Annotated in this window: 17 protein-coding genes; 4 read left to right on the top strand and 13 right to left on the bottom strand. The window is 59.1% G+C overall.

Translation table 11 applies throughout. The annotated features are described in order from the left end of the window. The first annotated feature begins 35 nt into the window (after window positions 1-35). From A37A_RS0106600 to A37A_RS0106590, 3 genes are all read left to right on the top strand, one after another. Window positions 36-1,112 carry a lysylphosphatidylglycerol synthase transmembrane domain-containing protein gene (locus tag A37A_RS0106600; protein ID WP_155996506.1) on the top strand — a complete coding sequence of 359 codons (1,077 nt, stop codon included), beginning with the start codon at window positions 36-38 and terminating at the stop codon, window positions 1,110-1,112. 90 nt (window positions 1,113-1,202) lie between these two features. Further along, the gene (locus tag A37A_RS0106595; RefSeq protein WP_231363793.1) at window positions 1,203-2,531 is read left to right on the top strand and encodes a CCA tRNA nucleotidyltransferase; all 1,329 of its coding nucleotides are present in this window, start codon (window positions 1,203-1,205) and stop codon (window positions 2,529-2,531) included. 272 nt (window positions 2,532-2,803) lie between these two features. Next, complete coding sequence (locus tag A37A_RS0106590; RefSeq protein WP_020494121.1) at window positions 2,804-3,112, top strand: HU family DNA-binding protein; 309 nt, start codon at window positions 2,804-2,806, stop codon at window positions 3,110-3,112. Between the two features lie 184 nt (window positions 3,113-3,296). Here A37A_RS0106590 and groL read toward each other — a convergent pair whose 3' ends face one another. The 6 genes from groL to A37A_RS0106560 all read right to left on the bottom strand — a co-directional run bounded on the left by groL (window position 3,297) and on the right by A37A_RS0106560 (window position 10,266). Next, window positions 3,297-4,922, bottom strand: a complete 1,626-nt coding sequence (gene groL / locus A37A_RS0106585; RefSeq protein ID WP_020494120.1) for a chaperonin GroEL — start codon at window positions 4,920-4,922, stop codon at window positions 3,297-3,299. Between the two features lie 48 nt (window positions 4,923-4,970). After that, window positions 4,971-5,264 carry a co-chaperone GroES gene (gene groES / locus A37A_RS0106580; RefSeq protein WP_020494119.1) on the bottom strand — a complete coding sequence of 98 codons (294 nt, stop codon included), beginning with the start codon at window positions 5,262-5,264 and terminating at the stop codon, window positions 4,971-4,973. Window positions 5,265-5,346: 82 nt separating this feature from the next. Further along, window positions 5,347-7,302, bottom strand: a complete 1,956-nt coding sequence (dnaK, locus tag A37A_RS0106575; protein WP_018290728.1) for a molecular chaperone DnaK — start codon at window positions 7,300-7,302, stop codon at window positions 5,347-5,349. A 123-nt stretch (window positions 7,303-7,425) separates the two neighbouring features. Next, window positions 7,426-8,880, bottom strand: coding sequence for a UDP-N-acetylmuramate:L-alanyl-gamma-D-glutamyl-meso-diaminopimelate ligase (gene mpl / locus A37A_RS0106570; protein WP_018290727.1), 1,455 nt, complete (start codon window positions 8,878-8,880; stop codon window positions 7,426-7,428). 168 nt (window positions 8,881-9,048) lie between these two features. Beyond that, entirely contained in the window at window positions 9,049-9,708 is a 660-nt protein-coding gene (locus A37A_RS0106565) for a hypothetical protein (protein WP_155996505.1), read from the bottom strand. Window positions 9,709-9,771: 63 nt separating this feature from the next. Beyond that, window positions 9,772-10,266: a nucleoside deaminase gene (locus A37A_RS0106560; RefSeq protein ID WP_018290725.1), complete on the bottom strand. Its 495-nt coding sequence runs from the start codon at window positions 10,264-10,266 to the stop codon at window positions 9,772-9,774. Window positions 10,267-10,428: 162 nt separating this feature from the next. Here A37A_RS0106560 and A37A_RS0106555 point away from each other — a divergent pair, with 162 nt between their 5' ends. Beyond that, the gene (locus tag A37A_RS0106555; protein WP_018290724.1) at window positions 10,429-11,310 is read left to right on the top strand and encodes a folate-binding protein YgfZ; all 882 of its coding nucleotides are present in this window, start codon (window positions 10,429-10,431) and stop codon (window positions 11,308-11,310) included. A gap of 89 nt (window positions 11,311-11,399) precedes the next feature. Here the strand turns inward: A37A_RS0106555 and A37A_RS16205 are convergent, their stop codons facing one another. From A37A_RS16205 to A37A_RS0106520, 7 genes are read right to left on the bottom strand one after another with little or no spacing between them, the layout of a single operon-like run. Then, window positions 11,400-11,879 carry a hypothetical protein gene (locus A37A_RS16205; RefSeq protein WP_155996504.1) on the bottom strand — a complete coding sequence of 160 codons (480 nt, stop codon included), beginning with the start codon at window positions 11,877-11,879 and terminating at the stop codon, window positions 11,400-11,402. Next, a complete protein-coding gene (locus A37A_RS0106545) occupies window positions 11,854-12,207 on the bottom strand; it encodes a hypothetical protein (protein WP_020494117.1) in 354 nt (117 codons plus the stop codon). The genes A37A_RS16205 and A37A_RS0106545 overlap by 26 nt, the downstream gene beginning before the upstream one ends. Before the next feature lie 49 nt (window positions 12,208-12,256). Continuing rightward, window positions 12,257-13,798, bottom strand: a complete 1,542-nt coding sequence (gene cobA, locus A37A_RS16200; RefSeq protein ID WP_018290721.1) for a uroporphyrinogen-III C-methyltransferase — start codon at window positions 13,796-13,798, stop codon at window positions 12,257-12,259. Next, window positions 13,795-14,730, bottom strand: coding sequence for a hydroxymethylbilane synthase (gene hemC, locus A37A_RS0106535; RefSeq protein ID WP_020494116.1), 936 nt, complete (start codon window positions 14,728-14,730; stop codon window positions 13,795-13,797). Before hemC ends, cobA begins: the two co-directional genes overlap by 4 nt. Next, the gene (gene hemA / locus A37A_RS16195) at window positions 14,727-15,827 is read right to left on the bottom strand and encodes a glutamyl-tRNA reductase (protein ID WP_018290719.1); all 1,101 of its coding nucleotides are present in this window, start codon (window positions 15,825-15,827) and stop codon (window positions 14,727-14,729) included. Before hemA ends, hemC begins: the two co-directional genes overlap by 4 nt. 30 nt (window positions 15,828-15,857) lie before the next feature. Continuing rightward, a complete protein-coding gene (locus A37A_RS0106525; RefSeq protein ID WP_018290718.1) occupies window positions 15,858-16,670 on the bottom strand; it encodes an inner membrane protein YpjD in 813 nt (270 codons plus the stop codon). Between the two features lie 18 nt (window positions 16,671-16,688). After that, complete coding sequence (locus A37A_RS0106520; RefSeq protein WP_020494114.1) at window positions 16,689-17,150, bottom strand: GatB/YqeY domain-containing protein; 462 nt, start codon at window positions 17,148-17,150, stop codon at window positions 16,689-16,691. Between the last annotated feature and the right edge of the window lie 13 nt (window positions 17,151-17,163).

Here is a 17,163-nt window from a genome sequence, read left to right as displayed (position 1 = left end):
TTTGAACGTTGCTCCGGTCCGGCAAGCGAAGGAAGATGCGGGCACGAGATCCCGACCGGGAGGAAGAAGCATCTCGCTCTCGTTCGGGAAACGGCCAGGAGGTTCTCATTCTCGAGCGGTATTCTTTCATGGATAAATTTCGTGGATTCGGTTGGGTGCTCCTTCGCAGCTCCGTCTCCGTGCTGCTTCTGACCCTGATCATCCGGCGTGTCCCTTGGGCGGCGATCGACGAAACCCTCCGCGAGGCAGATCCCGTCTGGCTCCTGGGCGCGATTCTCTTGGCTGGAGTGCAGGTAGCATTTGCTTCGTTGCGCTGGCAGGCTCTGCTTCGGGCGCAAGAGATCCCGCTTTCTCTCGGGGAAACCATGCGGCTTACCCTCATCGGCCGCTTCTTTAACGCATTCCTTCCCGGCTCCACCGGTGGAGATCTCGTGCGGATCTATTACGCCGTGCGCCTCGCTCCGAAGCAAAAGGCGGCCGCCTCGCTCTCCGTCCTCTACGACCGCTTCGTCGGCGTAGTCATCCTACTCCTGATTGGCTCCGGACTCTGCTTCTTTCTCTATCCGATTCTCGCGAAAGGCTCCCTGGTCCAGGACATCCTCCTCGTCTTTTTGCTCGTTGCCCTGGGAATCTTTCTCGTTGCGTTGCTTGCCTGGCTTCTGCCTTCGCTGCTCCGGCGACGCCCATTTCGCCTCATGGAGAGGCATGCGCCTTTTCATCGACTGCTCGAAGAGCTTTCCCATGCGACTCGCCGATTTGCCGCCGATCGGAATGCAACCGTCCGTGCCGCTCTCTTTTCCCTCGGTGCGCATAGCTCGACCTTCGGGTTCGCCTGGTTTGCGGCCACCGCCCTCCGGCTACCGATTCCCTTCTTTATCTTGGCCACAATCCTGGCGGTGGTGAGCGTCTTCGACGCCATACCGATCAGCATCTCTGGACTCGGTGTGCGGGAAGGGCTATTGGTACTATTTTTCCAACCGTTGGGATTTACGAGCACGCAAGCGGTGACCTTTTCTCTGCTCTTCTTTGGAACTACTCTTTTTTGGAGCTTCGCTGGCGGGATCGTCTATTGGAGGCAGAAGGCCAAGCGATCCGCGGAGGCTGCACCGTAGAGCAACCCGTCGCGCCTGGGCATCATAGCAATGGGTTAAGAAGCCTTGGGAACTCAAAACCAGAGCATGTGGCAAGCGGGGTTGCGCCTTGTGAAGCGACTGCAGGAGGCGGGCAATATCGCTTACTTCGCCGGGGGCTGCGTGCGCGATCGCCTATTGGGCCACGAGTCCCACGACATCGATATTGCCACCACGGCGACTCCGGAAGAGGTCCAGCGACTCTTCCCTCAGGCCACTGGTCTGCATGGCAAAGCCTTCGGAGTCGTTCGTGTGCCATCGGGAGATTACTCCTTTGAAGTGGCCACCTTCCGCCGAGATATCGGGACGCGCGACGCCAGGCATCCGGATCGTGTGGTTTTTGCGCATCCAGCCGAAGATGCCTATCGACGCGACTTCACGATCAATGCTCTCTTCTACGACCCCGTATCCGAGCGTCTGATCGACTATGTGGGAGGTCAACTCGACCTTGTAGAAAGGAAACTTAGGGCGGTTGGGAATCCATCGCAACGCTTCTCGGAAGACAAGCTTCGCTTGCTACGCGCCGTGCGGTTCGCGGCCAACCTAGGTTTTGCCATCGAGACAGAGACTTGGCTTGCCCTCCAGGCCCAGGCGGTCACCGTCTCTCTGGTGAGCATCGAGCGCATACGTGATGAATTGGATCGTATTTGGTCCGGAGCTGCGCCCGCTCAGGGCCTCGACCTCCTGGATCGAAGCGGGCTCCTCGCGCAGATTCTTCCGGAGGTCTCCGCTCTGCACGGCGTCGAGCAGCCCAAAGAGTTTCACCCCGAGGGAGACGTTTTTGTTCACACACGCCTCCTGCTCGACCAACTCCATCATGCGCCCCTGCCATTGGCTTGGTCCGCCCTGCTGCATGACGTCGGAAAGCCGATCACGCGAAAGGCGGATCCAAGCGGCCGGATTCGCTTCTTCGAGCACGAGGTTGTTGGGGCGCGAATGGCCGATAGGATCCTCTCGCGCCTCCGCCAACCCAATTCCCTTATTGAAGCCGTCGTCGCGATGGTCGCCAATCACATGGCATTTAAGGATGCCAGAGAGATGCGGCCGGCCACCCTCAAACGCCTGCTCGCGCGCGCAACCTTTCCACTGGAGCTCGAACTACATAGGATCGATTGCCTCGCCTGCCATGGAGATCTGTCGATCTATGAGTTTCTGCACAGTAAGTTAGAAGAGCTGCCTCCTTCTGACATCTCTCCTCCCCGGCTTCTCACCGGTCACGATTTGATTGCTCTCGGGCTTGGCCCGGGTCCGCGCCTCGGCTCTCTCTTAGAGGCGATCCGCGAGTCACAGCTCAACGGCCAGATTCGCACGCGGGAACAAGCCCTTGAGCTCGCCGAACGGCTCATCGCATCCTCCCACGAAGACTCCCGACCGCCTATCGATTCCACGAAGCCGCTCTGAGGATGCTCTTTTAGGTTTCCGATTTCCCTCGCCTCTTCCATGCTGATGCGAGCAACTGCTAACAGTCCCCGTTTGGCCGCCTTGACGCTTATTAGACCATAGCGCGCAAGTCATTGTTCTCCAGAATACTACGTATCCTACATCCCTTTCCAGCGATGCTTGCGCCACGCGCTTAACAGTTAACCTTCTCTTTTTCTCATTGACGCCTATCACTCCCTTTGTCACAAACGGCCAGGAAGCGCATCGAATCAGCTTCCGGAAAGAGAGGGAGCATGAAAGAAGAGAAAAAGAAAAAGAACAAGCACTGGAATCGGGTCGACCTCGTCCAACACGTTCAAGGGGAAATGGGTAAGGAGACCACAAAAGCTGTCGCCGAATCAGCGGTTGGAGCTGTTCTGAATGGACTTAAGGAGGGCATCCGCAAGGCGGGCACAGTGCAACTCATTGGCTTCGGCACGTTCAGAGTTGTGCATCGAAAGGCTCGGACGGGCATCAATCCGAAAACCGGCGAACACATCAAGATCAAAGCCTCAAAGTCGGTTCGTTTTGCTCCCGGCAAGGGACTGAAGCAAGCGCTTTAGCCTCCTGCGGTGATATCTGCTTCTGCTTTGGCCCAGTCGTAGCAGCAAAGACTCGGGGGCGGCACTATGCCGCGTCATCTCCGGGTGTCGACAAAAGAAAGGCCGGTGTCCCTATTCGAGACTCCGGCCTTTCCTTCCGCAGATCCGAGCGACCCGTCAGCAAACGGGTGCTGTTTCTCTACTCTTAATATTCCTCGCCCATTCCGGGAGTCGGAGGCGTGGCCTTCTTCTCCTTTTCCGGAATCTCCGTGACCATTGCTTCCGTCGTCAGGAGCAGGCTTGCCACAGAGGCAGCGTTCTGCAGCGCGGTTCGGGTCACCTTGGTCGGATCTACCACGCCCTCTTTCATCATGTCTACATACTCGCGAGTGGCGACATTGAATCCTTCCTCGTTCTTCCGGGCTTTCACCGCATTCACGATGACGCTACCCTCCAAGCCGGCGTTATTGGCCAGCGCTCGAAGGGGCTCTTCCAGTACTCGTTCCACAATCAGTGAGCCCACCTTTTCATCCCCCTTAAGGTCAAGCTTGTCGATTGCGGTCTGGCATCGCAGAAGCGCAACACCACCGCCAGGAACGATTCCCTCTTCGACGGCTGCTCGGGTGGCGTGCAAGGCGTCCTCGACGCGAGCCTTTTTCTCCTTCATCTCGGTTTCGGTTGCCGCTCCGACACTAATCACGGCCACCCCGCCTGCCAACTTCGCCAGCCGCTCCTGCAGCTTCTCACGGTCGTAATCCGATGTCGTCTCCTCGATCTGCCGCCGGATCTGGTTGGCGCGGCCCTGAATCTCACCGGCGCTACCCGCCCCTTCGATGATCGTCGTATTCTCCTTCTCGATGACGATCTTCTTGGCCCGGCCGAGATCTTCCATCTGGACGTTTTCCAGCTTGATGCCAAGGTCCTCTGTCAGGCATCGCCCGCCCGTCAGGATGGCAATGTCTTCCAGCATGGCCTTGCGGCGATCCCCGAAGCCAGGCGCTTTCACGGCGCAGACCTGCAAGGTTCCACGCAACTTATTGACTACGAGCGTTGCCAACGCCTCCCCTTCCACATCCTCCGCGATGATGAGGAGCGGTCGACCTCCTTTCGCGGTCTTTTCCAGGATGGGAAGAAGATCCTTCAGGCTGGATATCTTCTTCTCGTGGATTAGGATATAAGCATTTTCCAGCACCGCTTCCAACTCTTCGGCATTGGTCACAAAGTAGGGAGAGATGTATCCCTTGTCGAACTGCATCCCTTCCACCACCTCGAGCGTGGTTTCGATGGATTTGGCCTCCTCCACCGTCACGGTGCCATCCTTGCCCACTTTATCCAAGGCATCCGCGATGATCTGGCCGATGGAAGCATCCCAGTTCGCGGAAACCGTAGCAACCTGCTTGATCTCCTCTTTCTCCTTAACCTTCCGGGAAACATGCTGGAGCTCTTCCACGACGGCAGTCACCGCCTTGTCGATTCCCCGCTTCAAATCCATCGGATTCGCTCCGGCGGTGACGTTCTTCAAGCCCTCCCGGTAAATCGACTCCGCCAGGACGGTCGCGGTAGTCGTGCCATCCCCGGCTACGTCGCTCGTCTTGGAGGCCACCTCGCGAACGAGCTGGGCTCCCATGTTTTCCCAGGGATCTTCCAGCTCGATTTCTTTGGCGACGGTGACGCCATCCTTGGTAATGGTCGGAGCACCGAATTTCTTATCCAAGATCACGTTGCGACCCGAAGGCCCGAGTGTCGCCTTGACCGTCTTTGCCAGCTTCTCCACGCCACGCAAAAGGGCATGACGAGCCGATTCGTCAAAAATGAGTTGCTTAGCTGCCATACGTATAATTCTCCGCTTATTCTTTCTCTCTTCGAAACCGCTTTTTGCCTACCCCACAACGGCGAGGACGTCGTCCTCCCGAAGGATCTGATAAGCATCTCCTTCGATCTTCACTTCGGTCCCGCCATACTTGCTGATGAGGATGCGCTCCCCTTTTTTGAGTTCGATCGGAATGCGCTTCCCTTCCTCCAAGCGGCCCGGGCCGACGGCTACCACCGTTGCTTCCTGCGGTTTTTCTTTCGCGGTGTCTGGAATGATAATTCCTCCCTTTTTCGTCTCCAGCTCCTCGATCAGCTTGACGAGGATTCGATCCCCCAAGGGTCGAATATTCAGTTCAGCCATTTCTTCTCCTTTGTTATCAGTTCCTCTGCTCTATCGCGGGATCCGGTTTCCCAACCGACCCGCCCAAAAAAGTCTGCAAACCCTACTGCTTTTTATCCTTGTCCTTATCTTTATCGATCACTTCAAAGTCTGCCTCGATCACGTCGCCCTTTCCGGCCGACCCCTCCCCCGGAGCCTGCGGTGGCGGCGAGCCCGTCCCCGTGGTTCCGCCAGGCTGAGCACCGGAAGCGCTGGCCCGATACATCTCCGCTGAGACCGCCTGAATCTTCTCGTTAAGCTCGTTCAGCGCGGCTTGCAGAGCAGCCGTGTCCTCTCCAGAAAGCAGGCCGCGCAACCGGGAGATTGCATTCTCGATCTCCATCTTCCGGGCCGAATCGATCCGCTCTCCATGCTCCCGCAGAAGCTTTTCGGCCTGATAGGCGAGATTATCCGCATTGTTTTTGGTTTCCGCAGCCTCTTTCTGTTTCCTGTCCTCCTCGGCAGCGGCCTCCGCCTCCCGAGTCATCCGGTCAATTTCGTCCTTGGACAACCCACTGGATCCAGTGATCGAAATTTTCTGTTCCCGCCCTGTGCCGAGGTCCTTTGCCGAAACGTTCAGGATGCCGTTCGCATCGATGTCGAAAGTGACCTCGATCTGCGGCACCCCTCTCGGGGCCGGCGGGATTCCATCCAGATGAAAGACTCCCAGCAGCTTATTGTCACGAGCCATCGGCCGCTCCCCTTGCAGCACCTTGATCTCGACGCTGGGTTGACTGTCCGAGAAGGTACTGAAGATCTGCGACTTTCGAGTAGGGATCGTCGTGTTGCGCGGAATCATGGGGGTGGCAATGCCACCGGCTGTCTCGATTGCCAGCGTCAAAGGAGTGACATCGAGGAGAAGCACGTCCTTCACTTGGCCACGCAAAACCCCGCCCTGGATGGCCGCTCCCACAGCAACCACCTCGTCAGGATTCACCCCTTTGTGAGGCTCTTTGCCGATCAGCCTGCGAGCCGTCTCCACGATCTTGGGCATGCGTGTCATCCCTCCAACCAGGACCAGTTCGTCGATCTCCGAGGTGGCAAGCTTGGCGTCCGCCAGGCAGCTTGTCACCGGCCGGATCGTCCGCTCCGCGAGGGCATCGGTCAGCTGCTCGAGCTTCGCCCGCGTCAGCTTTTTCTGTATGTGCTTGGGCCCCGTCTGGTCTGCCGTGATGAAGGGAAGATTGATCTCGTAGTCGGTGGAGGAGGAAAGAGCGATTTTTGCCCGCTCCGCCTCTTCCTTGAGCCGCTGCAGCGCGTCGGGCTGACGACGCAGGTCGATGCCGGCCTCCTGCTGAAACTCCTGGATGAGCCAGTCCATGACTGCGGCATCCCAATCATCGCCACCGAGATGCGTGTCGCCGTTAGTGGCTTTAACCTCGAAGACTCCCTCTCCGATTTCCAGAACGGAGATGTCGAAGGTTCCCCCGCCAAGGTCGTAGACCGCGATGCGCTCGTCCTTCTTCTTGTCCAACCCATAAGCAAGGGAAGCCGCTGTTGGCTCGTTGATGATTCGGAGAACCTCCAGTCCCGCAATTCGTCCCGCGTCCTTGGTGCCCTGCCGTTGGCTGTCGTTGAAATAGGCGGGAACCGTGATGACGGCCTGCGTGATCTTCTCGCCGAGCTTAGCTTCCGCGTCCGCCTTCAACTTCATTAAAATGAAGGCAGAGATTTCCTCCGGGCTATAGAGACGCTTATCCGCCCCGGTCTCCACTTCGACGGCACAGCCTCCGCCCTTCCCCTCGACGACCCGGTAGGGAACCCGCTTCACCTCTTCCTGAACCTCCGAAAATCGTCGTCCGATGAAACGTTTGATCGAAAAGATCGTGTTCCGCGGATTCGTGATCGCCTGTCGCTTGGCAGCCTGTCCCACGAGGCGCTCTCCTGTCCTGGTGAATGCCACGACCGATGGAGTAGTTCTCGCGCCTTCCGAATTCTCCAAGACGACTGGTTGTCCTGCCTCCATTACCGCCATGCACGAATTCGTCGTGCCCAAATCAATTCCGAGGACGTGCGCCATATGCTTTCCTTTCGCAAAAATCGTTCCAAGTTGGAGAGATTAGCGCTAGAATCACAGCGTCAATACGTTACTACAGTTTTTCTTCCTGCAGAGCTCAAGGGGAACTGCGTCAGTCTGACGCAGTTATTGTGTCATTTTGTCCCTGCCGGTCTGTAAAGCGGCCGCCAGCTTCTCATGAATCCCGTCGAAACCGCCATTGCTGAATACCACAAGGACATCTCCCCGTTGGGCGAGAGTAGCCATATGAGTGGCGATCGCGCTTGCGTCCGGTTCAAAAAAGGCGAGCTTCCCTTGCTCTCGAAGAGCTTCGATGATTCTCTGCGGATCGAGTCGATCGGCAGCGGGAAGCTGATCCTTCCTGGCGACGTCGGCGATGAAAACGCCGTCGGCACCCTGCAGAGCTTCCGGAAGCGCCCGCTGAAAGACCGCCCGGCGCGTCGTGTTGCTCCTCGGCTCGAAAAGCGCCCAAATACGCCTGTGGGGAAACCGGAGTCGGACGGACCGTAGCGTCTCCCGAATGGCCGTGGGATGGTGGCCGAAGTCATCGACGATCGTAATTCCCTCCAGTTCGGATCGAACTTCTCCCCGTCGCCGCACCCCTAGAAAGCGGGGAAGTCCTTCTTCGATGATCGAGTCGAGAGAAACGCCGCCGTGGACGGCTGCCGCGACCGCCATGGCCGCGTCGCGCACATAGAGCTCTCCCACAAGCGGAATACGGAGCCGCCGGCCGAGCATTTCGAATTCGGAACTCTCTTCGGTATAGTGAACATTGCGGACCGGAATCTCCGCATCTTTCCCGAATCCCACGCTCGTTACAGGGGCAAGACTGCCCTCACAAACCGCCAGGCTATTCGGATCATCCGCATTGACGATGACTCGTCCGTTCCGCGGTACCAGATGAACCAGCCGCCGAAACGAGAGCAGAATCGCCGCGAGATCCGGGAAGATGTCTGCATGGTCGAACTCGACGTTGTTGATCAGAACGATTTCCGGCAAATAATGGAGGAACTTGCTTCGTTTATCAAAGAAGGCGGTGTCGTATTCATCCCCTTCCAGGACCCAGATGTTGCCTCTCCCGCAGTGGGCGCCAGCTCCAAAATTTCCGGGAAGTCCCCCAATCAAAAAAGAAATATCCTCTCCGGACGCAGCGAAGAGCCACGCCAACAGGGAAGCCGTCGTCGTCTTCCCGTGGGTGCCGGCGACCACGAAGTTCCGACTTTTCCTGAGGAAAATAAATTTGAGAACTTCCGGGAGCGACAGATAAAGGCGCTTTTGTTCCAAGACGGCCTCTAACTGCGGATTGCCTCGCTGGATCGCGTTTCCCACGACGAAGGTGGTTTCCGGATCATCGGGGAGAGTTTCCGGTCGATATCCTTCATGAAGCGCAATGCCGCGTGATGCCAGAAACGTAGAAAGAGGCGGATAGACATTCTGGTCCGAGCCGCCGACTTCCCAGCCCTCTTCCCGCAACATGGCGGCCACCGCCCCCATAGCCGTGCCGCAAATTCCAAGGAAGTAGTAGCGCCCCCGCTTTCCCTTTCCTCCGCCGAAGAGCCAGTCTGGGACGCTAGCCTGCATATCTCAGGCGATCGACCACTCGCATGGGCCACCATCGAAATCGAGGGTTCCACGTCCGGCGAGCGGGAAATGCTGCGCGAAGCCAAAGTCATTCCTACTCATACGCTCACGCTTTGGGTTTTGAGCCTGAGGAAGCATGCCGGCTTCGTGTCGCTGCCCGTCCGCCCCTTAGGATAGTCCACCGAGGACGCCGTTCGTCAACGTCGACTGGCTCCTTACGAAGGCGTTGATGGTTCGAAGCGGAGGAGTGGGCAGCGGGAAAAATCCTTCCCAACGGCGAACTAGCTTCTCAAGGCCGCAACTCAAAAGATTGAATCGCCACCGCACCGATTCGACAACATAGGGATCGAAGCTGCAAAATCCCACGTAGCGCTCCTGGCAGGCGAGCGGCTCTTTCCCTCCATTACCGCCTGCACGGCCGATCTGCTTGCAGCAGACGAGAGCGGACCGGTCTGCGCCGGAGAACAGAAAGAGCCGATATTTGGCCAAGCGCGGGTGTACGGAGACCACAAAGTCGATTTTCGGGCAGCGCTTGGGTGGCGTGCCGGGAGCCCAAACGCGTACGCGGCATGGCTTCTTGGCTAGCTGCGCATACCTCTCGCGGAATGGCAGAAAAGCATCGAGATCCGGGAAGAGCACGATCAACTCGCCCCCCTCGGAATGGAGAGCCAACTCTTCCACCGCGTGCCCCATGGCGCGCACCTGATTGCCTCCGAAGACGTGAAGCTGATCCTCATTGGGGGCTTCTACGAGCGAGTGGGGAACCAGTTGCCCCTTCCCTGCCTCCCGTAGGCGGACGGCGTAACGCCCGGGGCAATACATTGGCATAAAGCAGCGAAATGCCTGCTCAAAAGAGCGAACTACCCCGGTCCCATCCTCCATACCGATCGACTACACTAAGTAACGTGCCCCTTTGGGAGAAGCAACTGCCTTTTTCCGCCGCCGAACCTCGGTAAAGAAACCTTGCAGAAGGGAGAGCGATTGTCCAGCCAGCAACCCACCCGAGATCGCTAGCTCTTTACTCCTTCCTTCCCACAACCGCCACCGGCTGTCCACAGCCCCGAGCCTCGGATCCGCCAAGGCGTAGACGATTCGGGAAATCCGGGTTTGGAGGACTGCCCCCGCGCACATGGGACACGGCTCCTTGGTCACATACAGAGTGCAGTCATCCAACCGCCAATCGCCCAGTCGGATCTGCGCTTCCCGGATCGCCTGCATCTCCGCATGGGCCAACGCGTCCCTCAGGCGTTCGACCGCATTCGCTCCCCGGCCCGCAACGGTGTTGCCGCAAACGACCAGCGCGCCGATGGGGACCTCCCCCTCTTCTCCCGCCCGGCGGGCCTCCTCCAGAGCCGTTTCCATCCAGCGAATGTCGTCCGTTTTCATCTTTTCTCCGTCAGCCCATCCTAGATATGTTAATCTACGAGATGTTGCGAGCCGACAAAGCTCAGAACTGCCACGGCCGACGCTGAGAGCTCAACGTGCGCACAAGCGAGAGCGGGCGCCTGCGGGAAAGAAGTCGACCGTGCGTGATGGGAGAAGGACTGCATGACCCTCGAAGCCCTCTATGATCAGATTCTTTCCGGGCAGGCTGGTTGGGCGACCATCCCACATCGTGCTCTCTGGAAAGTCACCGGCGCCGATCGGGTACGGTATCTCAACGGCCAAGTCACAAACGACGTGGCCACCGTGGAGCCCGCATCTGCGATCTATGCCGCGCTTCTCACGGCGAAGGGAAAGCTGATTGCAGATCTTTGGATCGGCGCATCGGAAGATGCTCTCTGGATCGATGGACCAGCATCCGAGAAGGATCCCCTCGAGGCCCGCCTGCGTCGGTTCCTCGCCGCCGACGATGTCGAGTTCGAGCGGCTTGACGAGTGGACGCTGACCCGAATCTTTCCCTCGTCTACCCTCGCGCCCCCGGCGGGCGCCGTCGCCTTTCGCAGCACGCGCTTTGGCCTCCCCGGCTGGGACCTCTGGTCCCCCGCGACGGCGACCGCCGAACTCGGGTTTCCTCTCCCTGAAGCGATCTTGGAGTCCTTCCGTCTGGAAGCCCGGCTGCCACGGTGGGGAGCCGAGTTGCAGCCTGGGGATTTGCCTCAGGAAGTAGGGATGGATCCGCTTGCCATCTCCTATCAAAAAGGCTGTTACGTTGGCCAGGAAGTCGTTTCGCGCCTGCACCACGTCGGACACGCGAACCGCTCACTCGTCCTTCTGGCCGCACCGCCGCTTTCGGGGAGGCTCAAGATAGGAGCGCCGCTCTGCCAACACGGCCAAGAGGCCGGCAAAATCACCAGCGTCGCCTACTCCTTTACCCGCAAAGCCGAGCTCGCCCTTGGCATCGTCAAGCGTGCCTCTGCCGCTCCCGGCAGCCGGTTGCAGGCCGGCGACTCCATCTGGGAAGTGATCGCACCGCTGCGGGCGCCCTAGCCTGACTTCCTGCCAAAATAGATTAGACGCGTTCGCGATCCCGCGCTCCGTTCCATTGGCCCCGTGTCCAATCCGAACAGGCACCTCGATCACCCTCCGGAATCCGCATGCTGATCGATCTTCCGCGTCTCGGCCGGAGTATAGATATACCTGCCATCGACGGTCTTCTCTAAATGCTCGATCTTCTTCCCGGTCGTGTAAAACCAGCTATACAAATTGTTCGTCTTTACCCCCAGCTTCGCAGAGAGCTGCTTTACCGTGAGCCCTTCGGGGCTGGCGGCGGCCAGCGCTTCTAGAACCGCTGCTTTCAGCTTCCCAGGATGTCTCCCGGCTCTGCCGGAGATGCGTTCCATGGTCATAAGAGCCCATCCTCGGCCGCGGCCTTCCACCGGCATATCTTGAAGCGCTTTGTTGATCTCGGAGACTCTTTTCAAGAGGCTCTCCTTTTCCTCCACGAGCCTCGCGATCTCGGTCAGTTGTGCGCTCGTAATCTGTGTAAGCTTCATCCATTTAGTAAGACTCGTATTGAGAACTGATGCAATACTATTTTTCCCGAGTGTCCTGCTCACTCGTTTGTCGCTTCCAAGAATAGAGTCTTGCTTTGAGAGCCGCCTGTTCCGCTTCCGCGATCCGCTGCTGCTTCTGATAAGCGAGAGACATCGTCGTCCAAACCAGGGGTTCCTCCGGCTGCAGGGCTGCCGCCCGCAGGGCGGCATCAATTGCCGCTTGATATGCGCCAGTCTTATATAGAACCATCGCCAAAGCCTGCTGCGCGTCGAAATAGGAAGCGTCTTGATTGGCCGCCTCTCGATAGGCCGCAGCCGCCCGTTCCAGGTCTCCTACGGCAAGCGCCTCATTTCCATTTTCCACGAGTTCTCGTGCGCGAGGGTCCGTCATTTTTCTTTCTCCGCTTTGTCCGCTCCGTGCATTGCCGTTTCTTGGCCCTTCATACTTGCTTCTCTTGCTCTTTCTGCGCCAGGCCGAGGAGGCAGCCCACGAGTCCATCGATGGAGTGCTCCGCAGCCTCGGCGAAGACCGGAACCCCGAGCCGGTGCAATGCCTGAGTCGTGACCGGGCCGATGCTCAAGGCCCGCGGAGAAGAGGCACCCTCACTGGGACGAAGATCCAGCTTCTGCCAATTCTCCGCAGCACTCGAACTCGCAAAGAGAATCCAATGGGCTCCTTCTTCCAAGAATCTGCCTCTGGCCCCAGTCCGATCGCCCAACTCGGGCTCCGTATCATAAAGCACCCATTCTTCCACATGAGCTCCAAATCGCCGAAGTGAGCCCGGCAACTCCGGGTTGCCCAAGGCGCTGCGGGCCAGGCAGACGCGGGAACCACGCAAATCCTCGGGCCCAAAGCAGCTCGCCAGCGCGGCCGTCGTATAGCTTTCGGGAACCCGATCCACCGCGAGATGAAATCGACGGACGGCAGCGGCGGTCGCGCCTCCGACCGCGGCAAATCGTAGCTTGCCGAGCGCTCGCAGATCTCCGGTCGTCTCGAAGACATGGCGCAGGAAGAGATCGGCTCCTATGGGGCTCGTGAGGATGACCCAGGAAAAGTCGGAACCCAAACGGCGGATCAGGTCTCTCTGCGAATCGCGGAACAGACGAGGGACGATCCGTATCGTCGGAATCTCTAGAACATCGGCACCCAGTTCGCGTAGCCACTTTCCCAGACGGCTCGATTCGCTTCGGGTGCGCGTCACCACCACCCGTTGCCCGAAAAGAGGTAGCTCTTCCCGCCAAGAGAGCCGCTTCCGCAGCTTCACGACCTCGCCAACGACGATCACGGCGGGAGACCGGGCGAAAAACTCTCCGCTTGCCGCCTCGCGCAGGGTGCATTCCCGCACCTCTTGCCTTCCTGTTGTTCCCCATCGGATCGCGGCTATGGGGCATTCTTCCTCTGCTCCTCCTTCGAGCAGCCGTCGGCAGATTTCTCCGAGCCTTTCTGCCCCCATCAGAATCACTTTGGTGCCGTCCAAACCTCCCAAAGCGGCCCAATCCACCGAAGCTCCAGGCTTCGTCGGATCTTCATGACCGGTCGCAATCGCCACCTCGGAGGCAATGCCGCGATGAGTGAGCGGAATCCCGGCATAGGCCGCAGCGCCCAAGGCCGAGCTCACCCCGGGAACGACCTCAAAGGGAATGCCTGCGGCGGCCAGCGCCTCCCCCTCCTCTCCTCCGCGCCCGAAGAGGAAGGGATCTCCTCCCTTCAACCGAACCACCCGCGCTCCTTCCAAAGCGTGGCGAACGAGCAACGCCTCGATTTCTCTTTGAGAAAAGGCTTGGCGTCCGCTCGATTTTCCGACGAAGACGATTTGAGCCCTGGCACTCGCCCATTGCAAAAGCTCGGAGGCGCTCAGCGCGTCGTAGAACACATAGTCGGCCACCGCGAGCAGATCGCGCGCACGAAGCGTCAGGAGACCGGGGTCGCCTGGACCGGCACCTACCAGATAGACTTTCCCTTGGGATGTTCCACCGCTCATTCGATTGCCCTACCGGAGTCGGGCGGAGATCCCGCCTCTCTCAGGATCTCCTCCGCAAGCGACTTTCCGAGAGATTCGGCTTCGTGTGCGGGACCGGCGGATCTTTTGCGAAAGTTTCGCCCTCGCGCTTCGATCCAAATCACCCCTTCCAAGACTAACTCCCGCTCTTGGACGGTCGCCTTTGCCCCAACCGCCGAACGGCAACCGCCCCCCAGGCCCCGGAGAAACGCCCGCTCCGCAGCAACCTCCCAACCCGCAGCGTCGTCATGGAGCGGACGAAGAAGACGTCCGACCTCCTCATCTTCGATCCGCGCCTCGATCCCCAGCGCTCCTTGGCCTGGCGCCGGCAGCATGACCTCGAAGGGCAAATAAGCGAAATAGCAGCCGCAGTCCAAGAGTCCCAGCCTCTTCAAGCCAGCGGCGGCGAGAACCGTTCCAGACCAACTCGGATTCGCTTCGAGCTTGCGCAAACGGGTGTCCACATTGCCTCGAATTTCGCAAAAGGAAAGATCCGGCCGCAACTCTCGAAACTGTTGGATCCTTCTCGGACTCCCCACGGCCACCGTCGTTCCGGGAAGAGCGGCCTCCCAATCCGGCAAGCTTCGGCTCACCCATACATCTCTGGCATCCTCCCGCGGGGAAACGGCGGCGATTCTCAATCCCTGCGGGAGCTCAGTCGCAAGATCCTTCATGCTATGGACCGCAATATCGATCTCCCGGCGGAGCAGGGCGCTTTCCAGCTCCTTGGCAAAAATCCCCTTTCCCGGCAGCGACGATTCCTCTCGTTCCGACCAGCGATCTCCCGAGGTTTCGAGAAAGGAGATCACGAACTTTCGTCCAGTGGACAGTCCGTCGAGAGCACTCTTCACCCACTGCGCCTGCACTCGCGCCAACCCACTGCGACGACTCCCGATGACAAGAGGCCGCGTCATGCGGTACGAAAGTCTCCCATGACATCCGGACCAGGCGATCGCTTCCGTCGCTGCTCCGCCCAGATCGCAAAGCGCTCGACATAGGGCTCGAGCAGTCGGCGGCATCGCGCGATTTCGGCCGCTCGATCCTCGAGATTCTGTCGGGCGATCGCCTGCAAGTCGTCGATATTATATAAGTAGAGCCCGTCCAGGGCATGGACGGAGGGGTCGATATCCCTCGGCACGGCCAAGTCGATCAGAAACAGAGGGTCTCCCTTTCTTCTGCCCAGCAGAGGAAGAAGCTTCTCCCGGGTGAGAATGTAGTGCGGCGCAGACGTTGAGCTGATGACGATGTCCACTTCCGCGCTCCGCTCCAGGAATTCCGACCAGAGAATCGCCTCCCCGTGGAACTCTTTCATGAGTTCGCACGCGCGACCATAGGTACGGTTCGCCACGATAAGGAGGCTCACCCCGCGCCCCTCCAAAGCCCGCAACGTCTTTTCGCTGGTCTCTCCCGCTCCAAGCACCATGACCGACCGCCCCGAGAGATCTCCGAAAAGTCGTTCGGCAAGCTCCACGGCTACCGAGCTTACGGAAACATTCCCCCGGGTGATGAACGTCCTCGACCGCGCCGCCTTCGCCGCGGAGAAGGAGGCCTGAAAAAGACGGTTGAGCCAAAGCCCGGTCGTCCGCAGTCGATGCGCGGCTTCGTAGGCCGCCTTCACCTGCCCGAAAATCTCCGTCTCGCCGATCACCATCGACCGGAGTCCGGAAACCAGCTCGAACAAGTGGTGGACGCAAGCACGCCCTTGCCGAAACTGGGAGTAGGCCTCCCAATCCGCATACATCCCGTGGTAGCTCTCCAGAAAGCGGCCCCACCCCGTCCGGCATCGCATCGCATCTCGAGTGATTCCCACATATTCCACGCGGTTACAGGTAGAGACGAGGACCGCTTCTTCCAAACCCAGCTGCTGCCGAAGGAGCGGAAGCGCGCGAGTCAAGTCCTCGGAACCGAACGCGATGCGCTCGCGGATCTCCAAAGGGCTTTTTTCAAAATCGAGCCCGCCACCCACGAGAAATTGCATATCCCCCGTTCTCCGATCTACGGTCCATTTCATCGTCGGCAGAGTGGCCCGATCACTCCACGCTCAGACTGGTCCCATCCAAAATTGATGGGCGCGACTCCAACCGTTGATGAGCCAAAATGTCAATAGAACAAAAAGGAATCCGCATGCCATGCCTTGCGCAATCCTCCGCGGACTCCAGCGGAAAATCCCGCGTGCGCACACCAAGACAAGATAAAGCAGCCAGACCCCCACTGACCAGAAGAGCTTTACCCAATCCCAGCTGCCGCGCGTCGAAAGCAACACTCCGACAAAGAGCCCTGCGGTGAGCAAGACAAAACCGACATGCAGAAGCCTCCTCTGTACGGCAAGCAAGTCTCCCAGAGCGGGGAAGGTGTAAAACCATCCCGATACGTGGCGGCTCTTCAGCGTCCGGTCCTCGAAAAGGTAGAGAATTGCCGCCACCGCGCCGATCCCAAGCGCCCCGTAAGCCAACAACAGGGCCGTTCCGTGAACTTCCAGAAGCCACCCCAACTTCGGCAGCGGCTTTGCCCGATCGATCGGGGCGATCAAGGCAGCGAAATCCAGAAGAGAGACAACCGGAGCCGTGCAAAATCCGAGCACGGAGAACCGGTAGGCCGATCCAACCAGCAGATACATCAAGAGCAATGCCCAGCCCAAGAAGGCAAGCGTTTCCAGTAAATTCGTGATCGGGCAATGACCGATGCTTCGTCCCCGAAGGTAGAGAAAGAGCGACTGGCTCCCCCAGGCGGCCAGCAGGAAGGGATCGACGAGCTGACCACATCTCCGGAAACGGGAGCCGAGCATGTAGGCGCCACGCAAGGCACCGAGGAAAGCGAAAAACCCAGCCAGCCCAAGCCAGAGCCTCTCTCCCATTCCTTCGCTCCGGCCCCCTTACAAGCCTTGGTCTGCCAAGAGGCGGTCGGCTACATCCCGGACCTGCTTTCCGTCGGCCCGACCCCCAGCCTGCTGCAGGACAGCCTTGATGACCGCGCCCAATTGCGCTTTGCCCGTCGCCTCGGTATCGAGGATCGCGCCGCGAACCATGGCTTCCAGTTCTTCCAGAGAGAGAGGTTCGGGAAGGAACTCTCGCAGGACTCCGATTTCGGCTTCCTCCTGCCGAGCGAGATCCTCCCTCTGCCCACTCCGAAAGCGCTCGATGGAATCCTCTCTCTTCCGAATCTCTTTGGCGATCACGACGATCCCCTCCGCATCGGTCAGCGCCCCAACCCTCCCCTTTTCCAACTCGGCATACTGGATCGCCGACTTGAGCATTCGCAAGGCGGAGGTCCGAGCCGCATCCCGTTTTCGCATTGACTCCTTGAGTTCCTCATTGATTCTTGATAAGAGCGCCATCCCCAGGAGTGTA

This window comes from Verrucomicrobium sp. 3C (assembly GCF_000379365.1).
Taxonomy (GTDB): domain Bacteria; phylum Verrucomicrobiota; class Verrucomicrobiia; order Methylacidiphilales; family Methylacidiphilaceae; genus Methylacidimicrobium.
Note: the sequence above shows the minus strand (reverse complement) of the source record. Positions and strands in the feature narration are given on the sequence as shown.

Bases quoted from the DNA above. Each gene is read 5' to 3' on its own strand.
- A37A_RS0106545 (WP_020494117.1), bottom strand. From the start codon at position 12,207: ATGACGGACCCTCGCGCACGAGAACTCGTGGAAAATGGAAATGAGGCG.
- A37A_RS0106600 (WP_155996506.1), top strand. From the start codon at position 36: ATGCGGGCACGAGATCCCGACCGGGAGGAAGAAGCATCTCGCTCTCGT.
- groES (WP_020494119.1), bottom strand. From the start codon at position 5,264: ATGGCTGAACTGAATATTCGACCCTTGGGGGATCGAATCCTCGTCAAG.
- A37A_RS0106525 (WP_018290718.1), bottom strand. From the start codon at position 16,670: ATGGGAGAGAGGCTCTGGCTTGGGCTGGCTGGGTTTTTCGCTTTCCTC.
- A37A_RS0106555 (WP_018290724.1), top strand. From the start codon at position 10,429: ATGACCCTCGAAGCCCTCTATGATCAGATTCTTTCCGGGCAGGCTGGT.
- A37A_RS0106590 (WP_020494121.1), top strand. From the start codon at position 2,804: ATGAAAGAAGAGAAAAAGAAAAAGAACAAGCACTGGAATCGGGTCGAC.
- groL (WP_020494120.1), bottom strand. From the start codon at position 4,922: ATGGCAGCTAAGCAACTCATTTTTGACGAATCGGCTCGTCATGCCCTT.
- A37A_RS0106565 (WP_155996505.1), bottom strand. From the start codon at position 9,708: ATGCCAATGTATTGCCCCGGGCGTTACGCCGTCCGCCTACGGGAGGCA.
- A37A_RS0106560 (WP_018290725.1), bottom strand. From the start codon at position 10,266: ATGAAAACGGACGACATTCGCTGGATGGAAACGGCTCTGGAGGAGGCC.
- mpl (WP_018290727.1), bottom strand. From the start codon at position 8,880: ATGCAGGCTAGCGTCCCAGACTGGCTCTTCGGCGGAGGAAAGGGAAAG.
- hemC (WP_020494116.1), bottom strand. From the start codon at position 14,730: ATGACGCGGCCTCTTGTCATCGGGAGTCGTCGCAGTGGGTTGGCGCGA.
- hemA (WP_018290719.1), bottom strand. From the start codon at position 15,827: ATGAAATGGACCGTAGATCGGAGAACGGGGGATATGCAATTTCTCGTG.
- dnaK (WP_018290728.1), bottom strand. From the start codon at position 7,302: ATGGCGCACGTCCTCGGAATTGATTTGGGCACGACGAATTCGTGCATG.
- cobA (WP_018290721.1), bottom strand. From the start codon at position 13,798: ATGAGCGGTGGAACATCCCAAGGGAAAGTCTATCTGGTAGGTGCCGGT.
- A37A_RS0106520 (WP_020494114.1), bottom strand. From the start codon at position 17,150: ATGGCGCTCTTATCAAGAATCAATGAGGAACTCAAGGAGTCAATGCGA.